This window comes from Sphingomonas sp. CFBP 13714 (assembly GCF_014842205.1).
GTDB lineage: Bacteria > Pseudomonadota > Alphaproteobacteria > Sphingomonadales > Sphingomonadaceae > Sphingomonas > Sphingomonas aerolata.
Genome location: NZ_JACYVG010000004.1, coordinates 39678 through 53717, shown reverse-complemented (window position 1 = coordinate 53717; position 14040 = coordinate 39678). Strand labels below are relative to the sequence as shown.

The 14040-nt window shown below is 66.7% G+C and carries 15 protein-coding genes; 9 read left to right on the top strand and 6 right to left on the bottom strand.

Going from position 1 to position 14040, the window contains the following annotated elements; genetic code table 11:
• Nucleotides 1-21 precede the first annotated feature (21 nt).
• Nucleotides 22-1359 (bottom strand): dicarboxylate/amino acid:cation symporter, encoded by a 1338-nt coding sequence (locus IFT54_RS10445; RefSeq protein WP_031441733.1) that lies wholly within the window; start codon nucleotides 1357-1359, stop codon nucleotides 22-24.
• 72 nt (nucleotides 1360-1431) lie between these two features.
• On the opposite strand from IFT54_RS10445, the gene IFT54_RS10440 reads away from it, so the two are divergent.
• The gene (locus IFT54_RS10440; protein WP_192070597.1) at nucleotides 1432-2700 is read left to right on the top strand and encodes a M24 family metallopeptidase; all 1269 of its coding nucleotides are present in this window, start codon (nucleotides 1432-1434) and stop codon (nucleotides 2698-2700) included.
• 16 nt (nucleotides 2701-2716) lie between these two features.
• On the opposite strand, the gene IFT54_RS10435 is transcribed toward IFT54_RS10440, so the two are convergent.
• The 5 genes from IFT54_RS10435 to IFT54_RS10415 all read right to left on the bottom strand — a co-directional run bounded on the left by IFT54_RS10435 (nucleotide 2717) and on the right by IFT54_RS10415 (nucleotide 7796).
• On the bottom strand, nucleotides 2717-3418 hold the full coding sequence (locus tag IFT54_RS10435) for a phosphocholine cytidylyltransferase family protein (protein ID WP_192070596.1): 702 nt from the start codon (nucleotides 3416-3418) through the stop codon (nucleotides 2717-2719).
• 1 nt (nucleotide 3419) lies between these two features.
• Nucleotides 3420-4511, bottom strand: coding sequence for an inositol-3-phosphate synthase (locus tag IFT54_RS10430; RefSeq protein WP_031396675.1), 1092 nt, complete (start codon nucleotides 4509-4511; stop codon nucleotides 3420-3422).
• A gap of 15 nt (nucleotides 4512-4526) precedes the next feature.
• Nucleotides 4527-5297: a CDP-alcohol phosphatidyltransferase family protein gene (locus IFT54_RS10425; protein ID WP_244648837.1), complete on the bottom strand. Its 771-nt coding sequence runs from the start codon at nucleotides 5295-5297 to the stop codon at nucleotides 4527-4529.
• Between the two features lie 120 nt (nucleotides 5298-5417).
• Entirely contained in the window at nucleotides 5418-7493 is a 2076-nt protein-coding gene (locus tag IFT54_RS10420; RefSeq protein WP_192070594.1) for an NAD(+) synthase, read from the bottom strand.
• Between the two features lie 69 nt (nucleotides 7494-7562).
• A complete protein-coding gene (locus tag IFT54_RS10415) occupies nucleotides 7563-7796 on the bottom strand; it encodes a hypothetical protein (protein ID WP_192070593.1) in 234 nt (77 codons plus the stop codon).
• A 254-nt stretch (nucleotides 7797-8050) separates the two neighbouring features.
• Here IFT54_RS10415 and IFT54_RS10410 point away from each other — a divergent pair, with 254 nt between their 5' ends.
• From IFT54_RS10410 to IFT54_RS10375, 8 genes are all read left to right on the top strand, one after another.
• Nucleotides 8051-8407 carry an ArsC family reductase gene (locus IFT54_RS10410; RefSeq protein WP_192070592.1) on the top strand — a complete coding sequence of 119 codons (357 nt, stop codon included), beginning with the start codon at nucleotides 8051-8053 and terminating at the stop codon, nucleotides 8405-8407.
• An 11-nt stretch (nucleotides 8408-8418) separates the two neighbouring features.
• The gene (locus tag IFT54_RS10405; protein ID WP_192070591.1) at nucleotides 8419-8700 is read left to right on the top strand and encodes a DUF427 domain-containing protein; all 282 of its coding nucleotides are present in this window, start codon (nucleotides 8419-8421) and stop codon (nucleotides 8698-8700) included.
• Nucleotides 8701-8771: 71 nt separating this feature from the next.
• Nucleotides 8772-9644: a 3-methyl-2-oxobutanoate hydroxymethyltransferase gene (gene panB / locus IFT54_RS10400; RefSeq protein WP_192070590.1), complete on the top strand. Its 873-nt coding sequence runs from the start codon at nucleotides 8772-8774 to the stop codon at nucleotides 9642-9644.
• Nucleotides 9645-9736: 92 nt separating this feature from the next.
• Nucleotides 9737-10474, top strand: a complete 738-nt coding sequence (locus IFT54_RS10395) for a tetratricopeptide repeat protein (protein WP_192070589.1) — start codon at nucleotides 9737-9739, stop codon at nucleotides 10472-10474.
• Complete coding sequence (locus tag IFT54_RS10390) at nucleotides 10471-11793, top strand: outer membrane protein assembly factor BamB family protein (protein WP_056406153.1); 1323 nt, start codon at nucleotides 10471-10473, stop codon at nucleotides 11791-11793. Before IFT54_RS10395 ends, IFT54_RS10390 begins: the two co-directional genes overlap by 4 nt.
• 71 nt (nucleotides 11794-11864) lie before the next feature.
• Nucleotides 11865-13253, top strand: a complete 1389-nt coding sequence (gene der / locus IFT54_RS10385) for a ribosome biogenesis GTPase Der (RefSeq protein ID WP_192070588.1) — start codon at nucleotides 11865-11867, stop codon at nucleotides 13251-13253.
• A gap of 3 nt (nucleotides 13254-13256) precedes the next feature.
• Nucleotides 13257-13538, top strand: coding sequence for a sulfurtransferase TusA family protein (locus IFT54_RS10380; protein ID WP_342354803.1), 282 nt, complete (start codon nucleotides 13257-13259; stop codon nucleotides 13536-13538).
• Nucleotides 13539-13593: 55 nt separating this feature from the next.
• Nucleotides 13594-14031: an Hpt domain-containing protein gene (locus IFT54_RS10375; RefSeq protein WP_031395627.1), complete on the top strand. Its 438-nt coding sequence runs from the start codon at nucleotides 13594-13596 to the stop codon at nucleotides 14029-14031.
• Nucleotides 14032-14040 lie beyond the last annotated feature (9 nt).

Here is a 14040-nt window from a genome sequence, read left to right as displayed (position 1 = left end):
TCCTGACGTCCCCCGTGCCGCTCAGGCTTGGCCGGGCTTGATCTTCTCATAGCTGTCGACATTCACCTTCGGGCCATGCCCGGTCGGTGCGTGCGGCGGGTCGCGGTCGGCGGGTTCACGCTCGTCGAGCCCGCCCTCCCATTTCGCGACCACGGTCGCGGCGACCGCATTGCCGATGACGTTGGTCGCCGACCGGCCCATGTCGAGGAAGTGATCGACCGCGAGGATGAGCAGGATGCCGGCCTCCGGAATCTTGAACATCGACAGCGTGCCCGCGATCACCACGAGCGAGGCACGCGGCACGCCGGCGATGCCCTTCGACGTGACCATCAGCACCAGCAGCATGGCGATCTGCTGGCCGATCGGCATGTCGATTCCGTAGGCCTGCGCGATGAACAGCGACGCGAACGTCATGTACATCATCGACCCGTCGAGATTGAACGAATAGCCGAGCGGCAACACGAAGCTGGCGATCCGCGGCGGCACGCCGAACCGGTCGAGCGCCTCAAGCGTACGCGGATAGGCCGCCTCCGACGACGCCGCGGAGAAGGCGAGGATCAGCGGGTCGCGGATATAGCGCACCAGCAGCCGCGTCCGCGGGCCGATGAGCAGGAAGGCGATGCCGATCAGCATCAGCCAGAGCAGTGCCAGCCCGAGATAGAAGGTCAGCATGAAATAGCCGAGATCGCCGAGGATGCTCGGGCCCCGTTCGGCGAGCGTCGCGGTCACCGCGGCAAACACCGCGAACGGCGCGAACCGCATCACATAGTTGGTGATCTGCAGCATCACCGCGACGAGCGCCTCGATCGCCTTGACGAGCGGGGCGGCCTTTTCGCCGACCGCGGTGATCGCGACGCCGACGAACACAGAGAAGACGACGATCTGAAGGATCTCGTTGCTCGCCATCGCCGAGATCATCGAGTCGGGAACGATATGGGTGATGAACTTGGCGAGATCGAAGGCGGCTCGGTCGACGCCGCTCGACGCGGTCGCTGGCGGGATGGCGAGCGCGAGGCCGACCCCGGGCTGCAGCACGTTCACCAGGATCATGCCGAGCGTCAGCGACAACAGGCTCGCACAGATGAACCAGCCGAGGCTGCGCAGGCCGACGCGGCCGAGCGCGCCGGTGTCGCCCATATGCGCGATGCCGACGACCAGCGTCGAGAAGACCAAGGGTGCGATGATCATCTTGATCAGCCGCAGGAACAGCGACGTGACGATCGAGAAATAGCCGGCAATGTCCTTCAGCTGCGCGGCGGATTGCGCGCTGCCGTCGTCGATCGACGCGTTGAGGATCCAGCCGACGGCCATGCCCGCGACCAGCCCGAACAGGATATAATAGGTTAGCCGCTTGGCCATTAAACGCTCCCGAAACTCGCGCAGGAGGGAAGGGGATTGCGGCGCCCGGGTCAAGGACCCTATCGTCCCGGCATGGCAATCTCACCCGAATTACCCACCAGGCGCATGCTCCTCGGTGCCGCCGCCGCGCTCCCGCTGCTGTCGATCGGCGCGGTCCTGCGCGCGGCCGAGCCCGACCTGTCGGCGCTGTCCGATCTCACGGGGGGCGCCAAGCCGATCGATGCGGACGAGCGCGCCGCCCGGCTGGTGCGCGCCCAGGCGCTGATGAAGGCGGCGGGGATCGGCGCGGTCCTGATCGAGCCGGGATCGTCGATGCTCTATTTCACCGGGGTCCGCTGGAGCCGGAGCGAGCGGCTGACCGCCGCAATCCTGCCGGTCGAGGGGCAGCCCTGTATCGTCACGCCGTTTTTCGAGGAGCCGTCGGTGCGCGAGAGGCTCGCGGTACCGGCGGAGGTCCGCGTCTGGCAGGAGGATCAGAACCCGCTCGCGGTGGTCGCGGGCTTCCTGCGCGATCGCAGGCTCATCGCGCATCCGATCGCGATCGAGGAGACGATGCGCTTCTTCGCCGTCGACGCGCTGCGTCGGCTGGTACCGGAGGCGCGGATCGTATCCGCCAACCCGGTCGTACGCGGCTGTCGGATGATCAAGACGCCTGCCGAGATCGCGCTGATGCAGACGGCGACGGACGTCACGCTCGCCGCCTATCGCTGGACGCATGCGCGCGTCGAGACGGGCATGACCGGTCCCGAGATCGGCGCGCTGATGACGGCCGCGACCCGGAAGCTCGGCGGGGCGCCCGAATTCTCGATGGCGCTGGTCGGCGAAGCCTCGGCCTATCCGCATGGCAGCCGGGAGATCCACCGCGTTGCGGACGGGCAGGTCGTGCTGATGGATTGCGGGTGCACCGTGCAGGGCTATCAATCCGACGTCTCGCGCACCTGGGTTCACGGATCGGCTACCGCCGACCAGCGCAAGACCTGGGACCAGGCGATCCGCGGTCAGCAGATCGCGTTTGCCGCCGCGCGGATCGGCGCGACCGCGGGCAGCGTCGACGATGCGGTGCGGCAGCATTACCAGGCGCTGGGCTATGGTCCGGGCTATAAGCTGCCCGGGCTGTCGCATCGGACGGGGCACGGGATCGGCATGGACGGGCACGAACCGGTCAATCTGGTGCGGGGCGAGACGACGAAACTCGCGGCGGGCATGTGTTTCAGCGACGAGCCCGGCATCTACATCCCTGGGCGCTATGGCATCCGGATCGAGGATTGCTTCCACATGACCGAAGCGGGGCCGACATGGTTCAGCGTGCCGCCCACATCGCTCGACCGCCCGCTGGGCTGACGAGCCTGGGGGCTGCTCAGGCGGCCTGGCTCATCCAGCGTTCGGCATGTGCGAGGGCGGCTGCGTCGTCGACGTCGATCCAGTCGATGTCGCTGCAGTCGACGGTCTCGGCACGGTTCTCCGCGGCGAGCATGCGGACGCCTTCGGTCAGCGAGGGACTGGCCAGCGTGGCGAGTGCGGCGCCGAGGCGAGGCGAGATCGCGAAAACGCCCGTGTCATAGGCGTCATGCGGTTCGAGGCCCTTGCCGATCGCCACGATCGCCGACCCGTTGGTCGCGACACATGTGACGTCTTCGGGGTCGACCCAGGGATGGCCGAGCCGGCGGTCGATCCCGAGCCGAAGCCCGTTGCCCGATCCGGCGGTGGCCATGCGGCGATACAGCGCGGGGAGGACGAGGTGGTCGCACATCGCCAGAACCGCGTCCTGCCCGGCCAGCGCCTCGGTCGCGGCAAGCACCGATACGCCATTGGGCTCGCGGTGATCCGCGAGGACGGTTTCGACATGAAGCGGCCAGCTGCGGCTGGCGAGATAGGCCTCGATCGCGTCACGGCCGTAACTCAGCGTGACGATCGCACGCTTGAGGCCGGCCTCCGCAAGACCCTCGAGCGCATGCGCGATGAGGGGGCGGCCAGCGACCGGGCAGAGCGGTTTATAAGGCGCCGAGGCGCGAAGACGGCTGCCCTCCCCGGCGGCGAGGATGACAGCCGTCTCGATCATGTCAGGCGGCCTTGATGAACCGCTCGACCTCGATCTGCGCGAGATCGTCGGTCATCTGCGTGCGCGGGTGCTTGCAGAAATAGGCCGATGCAGGGTCGATCACGCCGGCGATGCCGCGATCCTTGGCGATCTTGGCGCAGCGGATCATGTCGATCGCGACACCCGCCGAGTTGGGCGAATCCTCGACCGAAAGGCGCAGCTCGAGGTTCATCGGCACGCCGCCGAACAGCTGGCCTTCCATGCGCAGGAAGCAGACCTTGTTGTCGTTCTGCCAGGGGACATAGTCCGACGGACCGATATGAACGTTGTCGTCGTCCATGCGCTCGGCCGCGACCGACTGGACGGCTTCGGTCTTCGAGATCTTCTTCGATTCGAGACGGCGATGGTTCGACATGTTGAGGAAGTCGGTGTTGCCGCCGGTGTTGAGCTGGTAGGTGCGATCCAGCTTCACGCCGCGCTTGGCGAACAGGTCGGTCAGCACGCGGTGGACGATCGTCGCGCCGAGCTGTGCCTTGATGTCGTCGCCGATGATCGCGACGCCGGCGTCTTCGAACTTCTTTGCCCAGACGGGGTTCGACGCGATGAAGACGGGAATGTTGTTGACGAACGCCACGCCGGCTTCGATCGCGCAGTCGGCATAGAATTCGGTCGCTTCCTGCGAACCGACGGGCAGGTAGTTCATCAGCACGTCGGCGCCCGACGCCTTCAGATCCGCGATGACCTGCTCACGCGTCGGCTCTGCGGCGTCGGCGAGGAGGAAGGTGCGGTCGTCCTTGAAGTCCGACATGTGGTCGGCGACGCCGTCGAGCGTCTTGCCCATCTTCACGATGGTGCCGGTGTTGCCGACATTGGGGGCGAACACTGCGGTGCAGTTGGGCTTGGCGAAGATCGCCTCCGCGACGTCCTTGCCGACCTTGCGACGATCGACGTCCCAGGCCGCGACGACCTTGATGTCGCTCGGCTTGTAGCCACCCATGTCGAAATGCATCAGGCCGACCTGGTCGTTTGCCCCCTCGCGATAATGCTCGAGACCCTGGACGAGCGAGCTCGCGCAGTTGCCGATGCCGACCACGGCGATCCGAATGCTATTCATTACTGACCCTGTTCCTTACGAAAGATGCATGCGCGACGCGGTCTTCGATCGCGGCGGTGTGGTATTACGGACGAAAGCCCGTTCGACACGACGGTGCCAGACGAGCCCGACGATGGCGACGAGCGTCAGAGGGACGATCTCGAACCACCAGAAGATGCGCGGGTTGCTTGCAAAGCAGGCGACGAAGATCGCCCATACTCTGACATTCGCGGTTAGCAAGGCCATGAAGCGCAATGGCGCCACTGCGCGCGCGGCATAGCTCTGGCCGAGCGCGACAGGATCGCTGGCCTGACCGAGCGTGCGTTCGAACGGCATCGCGATCCGGTCGATGCTGCCGGCCACTCCGTCATAGAAGCGGACGAGCGCGTTGCCGGTCGGCACGGGCGGCGCATCGAGTGCGACACCGCGGATCCGGCGATGGAAGCGCGAGCGCTCACCCTCGTACATGTTCGACTGCACCGCGTGCGCGCCACCGGCCGCAACCGCGAGGATCCAGGCCTCTGGCGTGTCGATGGTAAGGGCCAGCGAGATGTAGATCAGCGCGAACACGCCGTGATCGCATAGACCATCCAGCATCCGCCCGAGCGGGCTCGCGGTCTTGGTCGCGCGGGCGACCATGCCGTCGAGGCCATCGGCGATCAGCCACCCGATCGACAGGGCCAGGCCGACCAGTGCCAAAGCGGGATTGCCCCAATGCGTATAGGCCAGCGCAGCAGCGCCCCCCAGGACCAGTCCCGCCACCGACACCGTGTTCGCCGAGATGCGACGCGCGAGTGCGAGGGGCAAAAGCGCGCGGCCTGCCGGGTGAATCAGCCAAAGGTTAGATGGGATCTCGATCCGGCGATCGCGCGATCCATCCGGTGGAGCCACTGTCATAGGATTTTCATAATGCGCGCGGCACGCAATTTATGCAAGGTCGCCCGGCTCGGCCCGCGGAACGGCTGAGCGCAATTCGTCGATCCAGACCCGCGCGGTTCCGTCCGACGGTGCGCGCCAGTCGCCGCGCGGCGACAATGCGCCGCCCGCCGAGACCTTCGGTCCGTTCGGCAATGCGGATCGCTTGAACTGGCTCGTCGCGAAAAAGCGCTGAAGAAACCTTTCGAGCCATGCGGTTATCGTCGGCAGGTCATAGGCGACGCGGCCAGCCGCCGGCAGGTCCGCGGGCCATGCCCCGCTCTCCGCATCGCGCCAGGCATGCCAGGCGAGAAACGCGATCTTAGACGGCGCAAGGCCGTAGCGGACCACGTAATGCGCGAAGAAATCGTTCAGCGCATAAGGTCCGATCATCGATTCGGTGCTTTGCAGCGCGCCGTCCGCCCCCGCGGGGACGAGTTCGGGAGAGATTTCCTGCGCGACGATCGTCGACAGGATCGCATCGGTTGCCTCGTCATACTGGCCGGTCCGAATGCACCAGCGGATCAGGAACTGGATCAGAGTCTTGGGCACGCCCGCGTTGACCGCATAATGGCTCATCTGGTCGCCGACGCCGTAGGTGCACCAGCCCAGCGCCATCTCACTCAGGTCGCCCGTGCCGACCACGATCCCGCCGCGCTGGTTGGCGAGACGGAACAGATAATCGGTCCGCAACCCCGCCTGGACGTTCTCGAAGGTGATGTCATATGCCGGGGCGCCATCGGCAAAGGGATGCCGCATGTCCTCGAGCATGCGCCGCGCCGCGGGGCGGATGTCGATTTCCTCCGCGGTGATGCCCAGCGCGCGCATCAGCGCCCAGGCATTCGCCTTCGTGCCCTCGCCCGTCGCGAAGCCGGGCATGGTGAAGCCGAGGATGTCGGCACGCGGGCGGCCAAGCCGGTCCATCGCCTTGGCCGCGACGATCAGCGCATGCGTCGAGTCGAGCCCGCCCGACACGCCGATCACCAGCGTGCGGGCGTGCGCCGCCTCGAGCCGCTTCGCCAGCGCCTCCACCTGGATGTTGAACGCTTCGTAACAATCCTCGTCGCGGCGGGCGGGATCATTGGGGACGAACGGGAAGCGGGGGACGACGCGTTCGAGCCCGACGTCCGCGACGGCAGGATCGGGCAGGTGATCGAACGCGATCCGCCGGACGCGCGTCTCGGGATGCCCCGCAAACGTCGCCGCGTCGTTGAACGTGCCGGTCCGCAGCCGTTCCTGCGCGATCCGCTCGCAATCGACGTCCGCGACGACCAGATCCGGCTCGGTCGCGAAGCGGCGTGATTGGGCAAGCTGTTCGCCGAGCTCGTGGATCAGCCCCTGGCCGTCCCATGCGACCTCGGTCGTGCTCTCGCCCGGGCCCGCCGCGGAATAGACATAGGCGCATACCGCGCGCGCCGACTGCGCCGCCGCCAGCATCTCGCGCTCGCGCGCCTTGCCGATGACGATGTTCGACGCGGACAGGTTGCAGCAGATTAGAGCACCGGCCAGCGCACCCGCGGTCGATGGCGGGGTGGGGGCCCAGTAATCCTCGCAGATCTCCGCATGGACCACGAAGCCGGGCAGGTCGCGCGCCGCAAAGATCAGGTCGGTGCCGAACGGCACGGACTCGCCGCCGAGTTCGATCGACAGCCCCGTCAGTCCCGCTCCGCTCGCGAACCAGCGCTTTTCGTAGAATTCGCGGTAATTGGGCAAAAAGGTCTTGGGCACGACCCCGAGCACGCGACCGCGCGCGATCGCCACCGCGCAATTATACAGCCGCCCCGCGCGCACCAGCGCCGCGCCGACCAGCAGCACCGGCCGCAGCGTCGCACTCGCCGCGACGACGCTATCGATCGCCGCCAGCGTCGCACGCTGCTGCGCGGTCTGCAGATGCAGGTCGTCGAGTGCGTAGGAGGTGAGGTTGAGTTCGGGAAAGACGACGAGGTCGACATGCTGGGCATCCGCCTGCGTCGCCAGTGCGATCGTTGCCGCGGCATTGGCGGCGGTATCCCCGACCGATGCCCGCGGGGTCGCTGCGGCAACCCGGATCAGGCCGTGCGTGTGGATCGCGTAGAATGGGTGCGTCATGCCCCCATCGTTAAACGCGCGGGGCAGTTCATGCTACCGGCTTCACCGGCCGGATATGCTGAGGCTGCCTCAGGGGGCGCTCTGCGCAGAGGTGGAGGCAATGACCCCCTGCACGGCACGGGCGCGCCGGCGTTCGAGCTTCTGCCGTTCGGAGATCTGATAGGTCTTCGCAATCCGGTACCGCTGCTGCTTCGTCTTCGCGTCGACACTCCCCAGCGCGAGAATGCCGACAAATGCGAGGATCGCGAATAAGAGGGTAATGAGGTTCAGTTGTCGCGCTTCTGCAGCCTTGTCCGTCATCATCCCGCTCCCATCGCCTGCCGTCATCGGACCCGACGGGTCTTTCACAGCAACCCGCCGAAAAGCCTTCTATGTCCGCAACTTGTCTTGGTCATTCCGTACATCGTACAGCCATTTCGCGGCGTCGAGGTTCCACCGTCCCTGGCGAAAATCAGCACCGTGGCCGCCATTGCGCGATCGGCAGGCAGATCTGCTATCGGGACTGACAGGCGATGGCGCGCGGGGTGCGTGGCAGGGTGTTTTATGGGGAAGCGATTTTGACGATCACGCTGTTCGGGATCAGGAACTGCGACACGATGAAGAAAGCGCGTGCGTGGCTTGATGCGCATGACGTCGCCTATGTGTTTCATGACTACAAGACCGCCGGGATCGATGACGCGCGGCTGCGGGACTGGATCGGCCGGGTCGGGTGGGAGCCGTTGCTCAACCGCGCCGGCACCACGTTCCGGAAACTGCCCGAGTCTGACCGCGCCGATCTGGACGCGGACAAGGCGGTCGCGCTGATGCTTGCGCAGCCGTCGATGATCAAACGCCCCGTGCTCGATACCGGCGAGACGCTGCTGGTCGGGTTCAAGCCCGAGCGGTATGAGGCGGCGGGGCTGGGGACCGCCTGAAGGAGACGAACATGCCTGTCGCTACATGGAACGGCCAAGAGATCGCCCGGTCCGACGATACCGTCGTCGTCGAGGGCAATCACTATTTCCCCGCGGACAGCGTCGATCCCGCGCTGCTCGTAGACAGCGCGACGCAGTCGAACTGTCCGTGGAAGGGCACCGCGCGCTACAAGACGCTGGTCGTCGACGGCAAACGGAACGTCGATGCGGTCTGGTACTATCCCGATCCCAAATCCGCCGCGGCCGAGATCAAGGATCGCTATGCCTTCTGGAAGGGCGTGACGGTCGGCTGAGCCGCGCCGCCTGGGCGGGCGCGACCGGGCGGGCTGGGCGAGCGGCGTCGGCTTCGCTAGAACGCGCGCCCATGTCCACGACCTACACGCTCGACACCGCGACGAGTCGCGCCAACCCGACGCCCGCCCCGCTCAAGCGGCTGACGATCCCCGCGATCCGCCGGCAAAAGGGGCAGGTGCCGCTCGTCATGCTCACCGCCTATACGGTGCGCAACGCGCAGCTGCTCGATCCGCATTGCGACATGCTGCTGGTCGGCGACAGCCTGGGGCAGGTGATCTATGGCCTGCCCTCGACCGTGCCCGTCACGCTCGAGATGATGGCGGCGCACGGCGCGGCGGTGGTGCGCGGCAGCTATCACGCGGTGGTCGTGATCGACATGCCGTTCGGCAGCTATGAAGCGTCTCCCGAAAAGGCGTTCGAAAGCGCCGCCTGGCTGCTGAAGCAGACCGGCGCGGCGGCGGTGAAGCTCGAGGGCGGTACCGCGATGGCGCCGACCGTGCAGTTCCTGGTCGAGCGCGGGATTCCGGTGATGGGGCATGTCGGCCTCACCCCGCAGGCGGTCAACGTGCTGGGCGGCTATGGCGCGCGCGGCCGTACGCCCGAAGAGGCGGCGAAGATCGTCGCGGATGCCAAGGCCGTTGCCGAGGCGGGCGCATTCGCGCTGGTGATCGAGGGCGTCGTCGAGCCGATCGCGATCGAGATCACGCGCGCGGTCGCCTGTCCGACGATCGGCATCGGCGCATCGGTCGAGTGCGATGGCCAGGTGCTTGTTGCCGAGGACATGCTCGGCCTGTTCGACCGTACCGCCAAGTTCGTGAAACGGTTCGAGGATCTCGCCGCCAAGATCTCGGGCGCGGCGGAGACCTATGCCGACGAGGTTCGCGCCCGCGCCTTTCCGGGACCCGACCAGAGCTATGCGCCGCGCGCCGGCACGGTGGATTGATCCGGCTTTTGTTTCGGACGCGTGGCGGCTAAGGTCCGCGCCATTCCATCATCCCCCGATTTCCTTTCCTCCCTTTGTCTCCGGAGTCACCCTTGGCCCTGCCGCCGAAAACCGATGAAGCGTTCCTCCGCGAGGTCGACGAAGAACTGCGCCGCGACCAGCTCGCGGGTTTCTGGACGACCTGGGGCAAATGGGTCGCGCTCGGGGTGGTCGCAGCACTCGTCGCGCTGGCCGGATTCCTCTATTATCAACACCGCACCGAAACCCAGGCGGGTGTCGAGGGCGAGCAGCTCCAGGCCGCTTATGACGCGCTGGCCGCGGACAAGGTCGCCGAGGCGAACACGACGCTGACCAAGCTCGCCGCGTCCGACCGTGCCGGTTACAGCGCGCTGGCGCGGTTCACGGAAGCGGATATCCTTCTCCAGAAAGAGGATATGAAGGGCGCTACGGCCAAGCTGGCGGCGATCGCCGCTGACACGTCGGTCGCCAAGCCGTTCCGCGACCTGGCGCTGGTCCGGCAGACGTCGGCGGAATATGACACGCTCAAGCCGCAGGTCGTGGTCGAGCGGCTGCGTCCGCTTGCGGTGACGGGCAACCCCTGGCTCGGCAGCGCGGGCGAGATGGTCGCGGTCGCCTATGTCCGGATGAACCAGACCAAGCAGGCAGGGACGCTTTTCGGCCAGATCGCGGCTGATCCCGGCGTGCCCGAGACGATTCGTCAACGCGCTGTTCAGATGGCCGGTGTACTGGGCGTCGACGCCGTTGCCAGCACCGGGACGGCCGGGACCGCCGCTGCTGCTGCATCAAACGAGGATACCAACGCGCAATGACGAAGTCTTATCGGGTGACGGTCGCGGTGGCTGCGCTCATGGCCTTGAGCGGCTGCGGCATTTTCAAGGGTGGCGTCAAGAAGACCCCGACGGTCGGAAACCGGGTATCGATCCTGACCTCCGAAAACGGGGTCGAGACCGACGCGACGATCGCCGATGTGCAGGTCCTCCTGCCGGCCCCCTCGGTCAACGACGCCTGGGCACAGCCGGGCGGCAATCCCGCGAAGTCGATGGGCCAGCTTGCGCTCGCTGCGCAGCCCACCAAGGCATGGCAGGCCTCGATCGACGGTGGCTCCAACCGCGAACGCATGGCCGCGCCGCCCGTCGTCGGTGAGAACAAGCTGTTCGTGATGGACGTCCACGGCGTCGCGCATGCGTTCAAGTCCGACACCGGCGGGGCGTTGTGGACCACGCCGATCACCGAGGGCAAGATCAACCAGTCTGCGCGGTTCGGCGGCGGCGTGAGCTATGACGACGGCAAGGTCTATGCGACCGACGGCGTCGGCGATGTGGTCGCGATGAACGCGTCGGATGGCGCGATCCTGTGGCGCGCCAAGCCCGGCGGCCCGCTGCGTGGCTCGCCGACCGTGTCGAACGGTGCGGTCTATGTCCTGACGCAGGACAACCAGATCTTCTCGCTCAACCAGGGTGACGGCAAGGTCCAGTGGGTCCAGTCGGGCACGCTCGAGACGCAGGGCGTGTTCGGCGTCGCGGCACCCGCGGTCAGCCAGGGCACGGTCGTCTCGGGCTTCTCAAGCGGCGAACTCAGCGCCTATCGCTACGAGAATGGCCGTATCCTGTGGCAGGACGCGTTGTCGCGCACGTCGATCACCACATCGGTGTCGAGCCTGTCGGATATCGACGCGGCACCCGTCATCGATGGCGGCCGTGTCTATGCGGTCGGGCAGGGCGGGCGCATGGTCGCGCTCGAGCTCTCGACCGGCCAGCGTCTGTGGGAACAGAATTTCGCGGGCATCTCGACCCCCTGGATCGCGGGCGAATGGCTGTTCGTGGTCACCGACGATGCGCGGCTGGTCTGCCTGTCGCGGTCGAACGGCAAGGCACGCTGGATCGCGCAGCTGCAGCGGTTCGATAACGAGAAGAAGAAGAAGGGGCCGGTGACCTGGTATGGCCCGATCCTGGCGGGCGGACGCCTGATCCTGACCAATTCGCGCGGAGAGATCGTTTCGGTCAATCCGGGCGATGGCGCGGTCGGCAGCACGATCGAGACCAAGACGCCGTTCACGCTGCCGCCGATCGTCGCAAACTCGACGCTCTACACGCTCGACCAGAAGGGCAAGATCACCGCCTATCGGTGAGCCATCACCCCTCTCCCGGTGGGAGAGGGGTAACAGGTGACGACGGAGCGTTCCCGCGCTAAGGGCACGGCATGTCCAAACTCCCTGTGGTCGCAATCGTCGGCCGCCCCAATGTCGGCAAGTCGACCCTGTTCAACCGCCTCGTCGGCAAGAAGCTTGCGCTGGTCGACGACCGGCCCGGCGTCACGCGCGATCGCCGCGAGGGCGATGCGTCGCTGATCGGGCTCGATTTCCGCATCATCGATACCGCCGGATATGAGGATCACGACGCGCAGACGCTGCCCGGGCGGATGCGTCAGCAGACCGAGGCTGCGGTCGGCCAGGCCGATGTCGCATTGTTCCTGTTCGACGCGCGCGCCGGCATCGTGCCGCTCGACGAGGAGATCGCCCGCTGGCTTCGCACCGCCGACGTGCCGGTCGTGCTCGTCGCCAACAAGGCCGAGGGCCGCGCGGGCAATGATGGCGTGCTTGAGTCGCTGGCGCTCGGCTTCGGCGATCCGGTCGAACTGTCCGCCGAGCATGGCGAGGGCATGGGCGACCTGTTCGAGGCGTTGCTCCCGCTGCTCGAAGGCAAGGACGAGGTTCCCGAAGAACAGCCCGACAATGAATATGAGGGGCCGCTGAAGCTCGCGATCGTCGGACGTCCGAACGCGGGCAAGTCGACCCTGGTCAACCGCATCTTGGGCGAAGACCGGATGATCACCGGTCCCGAGGCCGGCATCACGCGCGACTCGATCAGCGTCGATTACGACTGGCATCCGACCGGCGGCGAATCGCGCCAGGTCCGGCTGATCGATACGGCGGGCATGCGCAAGCGTGCCAAGGTCCAGGACAAGCTCGAGAAGATGTCGGTCGAGGACGCGCTCCACGCGGTCGACTTCGCCGAGGTCGTCGTGCTGCTGCTCGACGCGACGCTGGGGCTCGAGGCGCAGGATCTGCGGATTGCCGACAAGGTGCTGCAGGAGGGCCGTGCGCTCGTCATCGCGCTGAACAAATGGGATATCGCGGAAAGCGCGTCGTCGCTGTTCAACGGCGTCAAGCGCGCGCTCGAGGACGGCCTCAGCCAGGTCAAGGGCGTCACCGTGATGACCGTGTCGGGCGCGACCGGCAAGGGCATCGACCAGCTGCTTCAGGCCTGTTTCGACACGCGGGATGCCTGGTCGAAGCGCGTCGGCACCGGCGAGCTCAACCGCTGGTTCGAACGCGCGATCGAGGCGACGCCGCCACCGGCCCCGGGCGGCAAGCGGATCAAGATGCGCTATGTCACGCAGGTCAAGACGCGTCCGCCGAGCTTCGTGATCTTCGGCACGCGCGTCGACCAGCTGCCGGCGAGCTATGAGCGCTATCTGGTCAATTCGATGCGCAAGGATCTGGGCTTCGGCGCGGTGCCGGTCCGGCTGATGTTCCGCGCGCCGAAGAATCCGTACGACGATAATCGCGGCGGCGGCGGCGGCTACTAGACGGTGGCGTCCGGGGTGGTCCGGATCGACGCGCGGGGCATGCAGTGCCCCTGGCCCGCGATGCGGCTGGCCAGAACGCTGCGTCAGGCGGGCGAGGGATCAGGCTCGGACGGGATGTCGGCCAGTGTTCGGATCGAGGTCCGCGCCGATGATCCGCGTGCGCCTGCCGAGCTGGCGGCGGTCGCCGCAGCGGCGGGCGCGGACATGGCGATCATTTCCGATCCAGTCGCGCCAATATTTGTCGTGACACGCGGGTCCGACAGCAACAATGTCTTTACGGAATAGCGATAGGCTGACCGTCGACGTTCATGGCGGGCCGGCCAAACGGGAGTAGGCGTCAGTGTCATTCGAAGGAAACACCCTGGTCGACTGGCCGGCGTTTCAACAGGCCCGCAGCGAGCTTGGCGGCGGGTTCATTCGCATCCTCGGCTATTTCCGCGAAGACGGCGTGAAATCGGTCGCGACGATCGAAGCGGCGATGCGCGCCGGCAGCGCGGCGGCGCTGATCATTCCCGCGCATACATTGAAGGGCGAGGCGCGCCAGTTCGGCGCCGAGCCGCTGGCCGATCTCGCTGAGACGATCGAGACGATCGCACGCGACTGTGTCGAGCTTCACGATACCCCGGACGCCGCGCTCGAGCATGTCGCGCGGTTGCGGCCGCTGTTCGGCGAGACGCTGACGCTTCTCGAGCGCGAGGCCAATCCGCTGGTCCCTCGCCGTCCCGCGGCGGGCGGGTTCGGACGGCGTGCCGTCCCATCGGGGTTTGGCGCCGAATAAGCACACCGC

Excerpts from the sequence above, each read along its gene's own strand:
- der (WP_192070588.1), top strand. The coding sequence starts at position 11,865 with ATGTCCAAACTCCCTGTGGTCGCAATCGTCGGCCGCCCCAATGTCGGC.
- IFT54_RS10405 (WP_192070591.1), top strand. The coding sequence starts at position 8,419 with ATGCCTGTCGCTACATGGAACGGCCAAGAGATCGCCCGGTCCGACGAT.
- IFT54_RS10390 (WP_056406153.1), top strand. The coding sequence starts at position 10,471 with ATGACGAAGTCTTATCGGGTGACGGTCGCGGTGGCTGCGCTCATGGCC.
- IFT54_RS10445 (WP_031441733.1), bottom strand. The coding sequence starts at position 1,359 with ATGGCCAAGCGGCTAACCTATTATATCCTGTTCGGGCTGGTCGCGGGC.
- IFT54_RS10440 (WP_192070597.1), top strand. The coding sequence starts at position 1,432 with ATGGCAATCTCACCCGAATTACCCACCAGGCGCATGCTCCTCGGTGCC.
- IFT54_RS10415 (WP_192070593.1), bottom strand. The coding sequence starts at position 7,796 with ATGATGACGGACAAGGCTGCAGAAGCGCGACAACTGAACCTCATTACC.
- IFT54_RS10420 (WP_192070594.1), bottom strand. The coding sequence starts at position 7,493 with ATGACGCACCCATTCTACGCGATCCACACGCACGGCCTGATCCGGGTT.
- panB (WP_192070590.1), top strand. The coding sequence starts at position 8,772 with ATGTCCACGACCTACACGCTCGACACCGCGACGAGTCGCGCCAACCCG.
- IFT54_RS10435 (WP_192070596.1), bottom strand. The coding sequence starts at position 3,418 with ATGATCGAGACGGCTGTCATCCTCGCCGCCGGGGAGGGCAGCCGTCTT.
- IFT54_RS10430 (WP_031396675.1), bottom strand. The coding sequence starts at position 4,511 with ATGAATAGCATTCGGATCGCCGTGGTCGGCATCGGCAACTGCGCGAGC.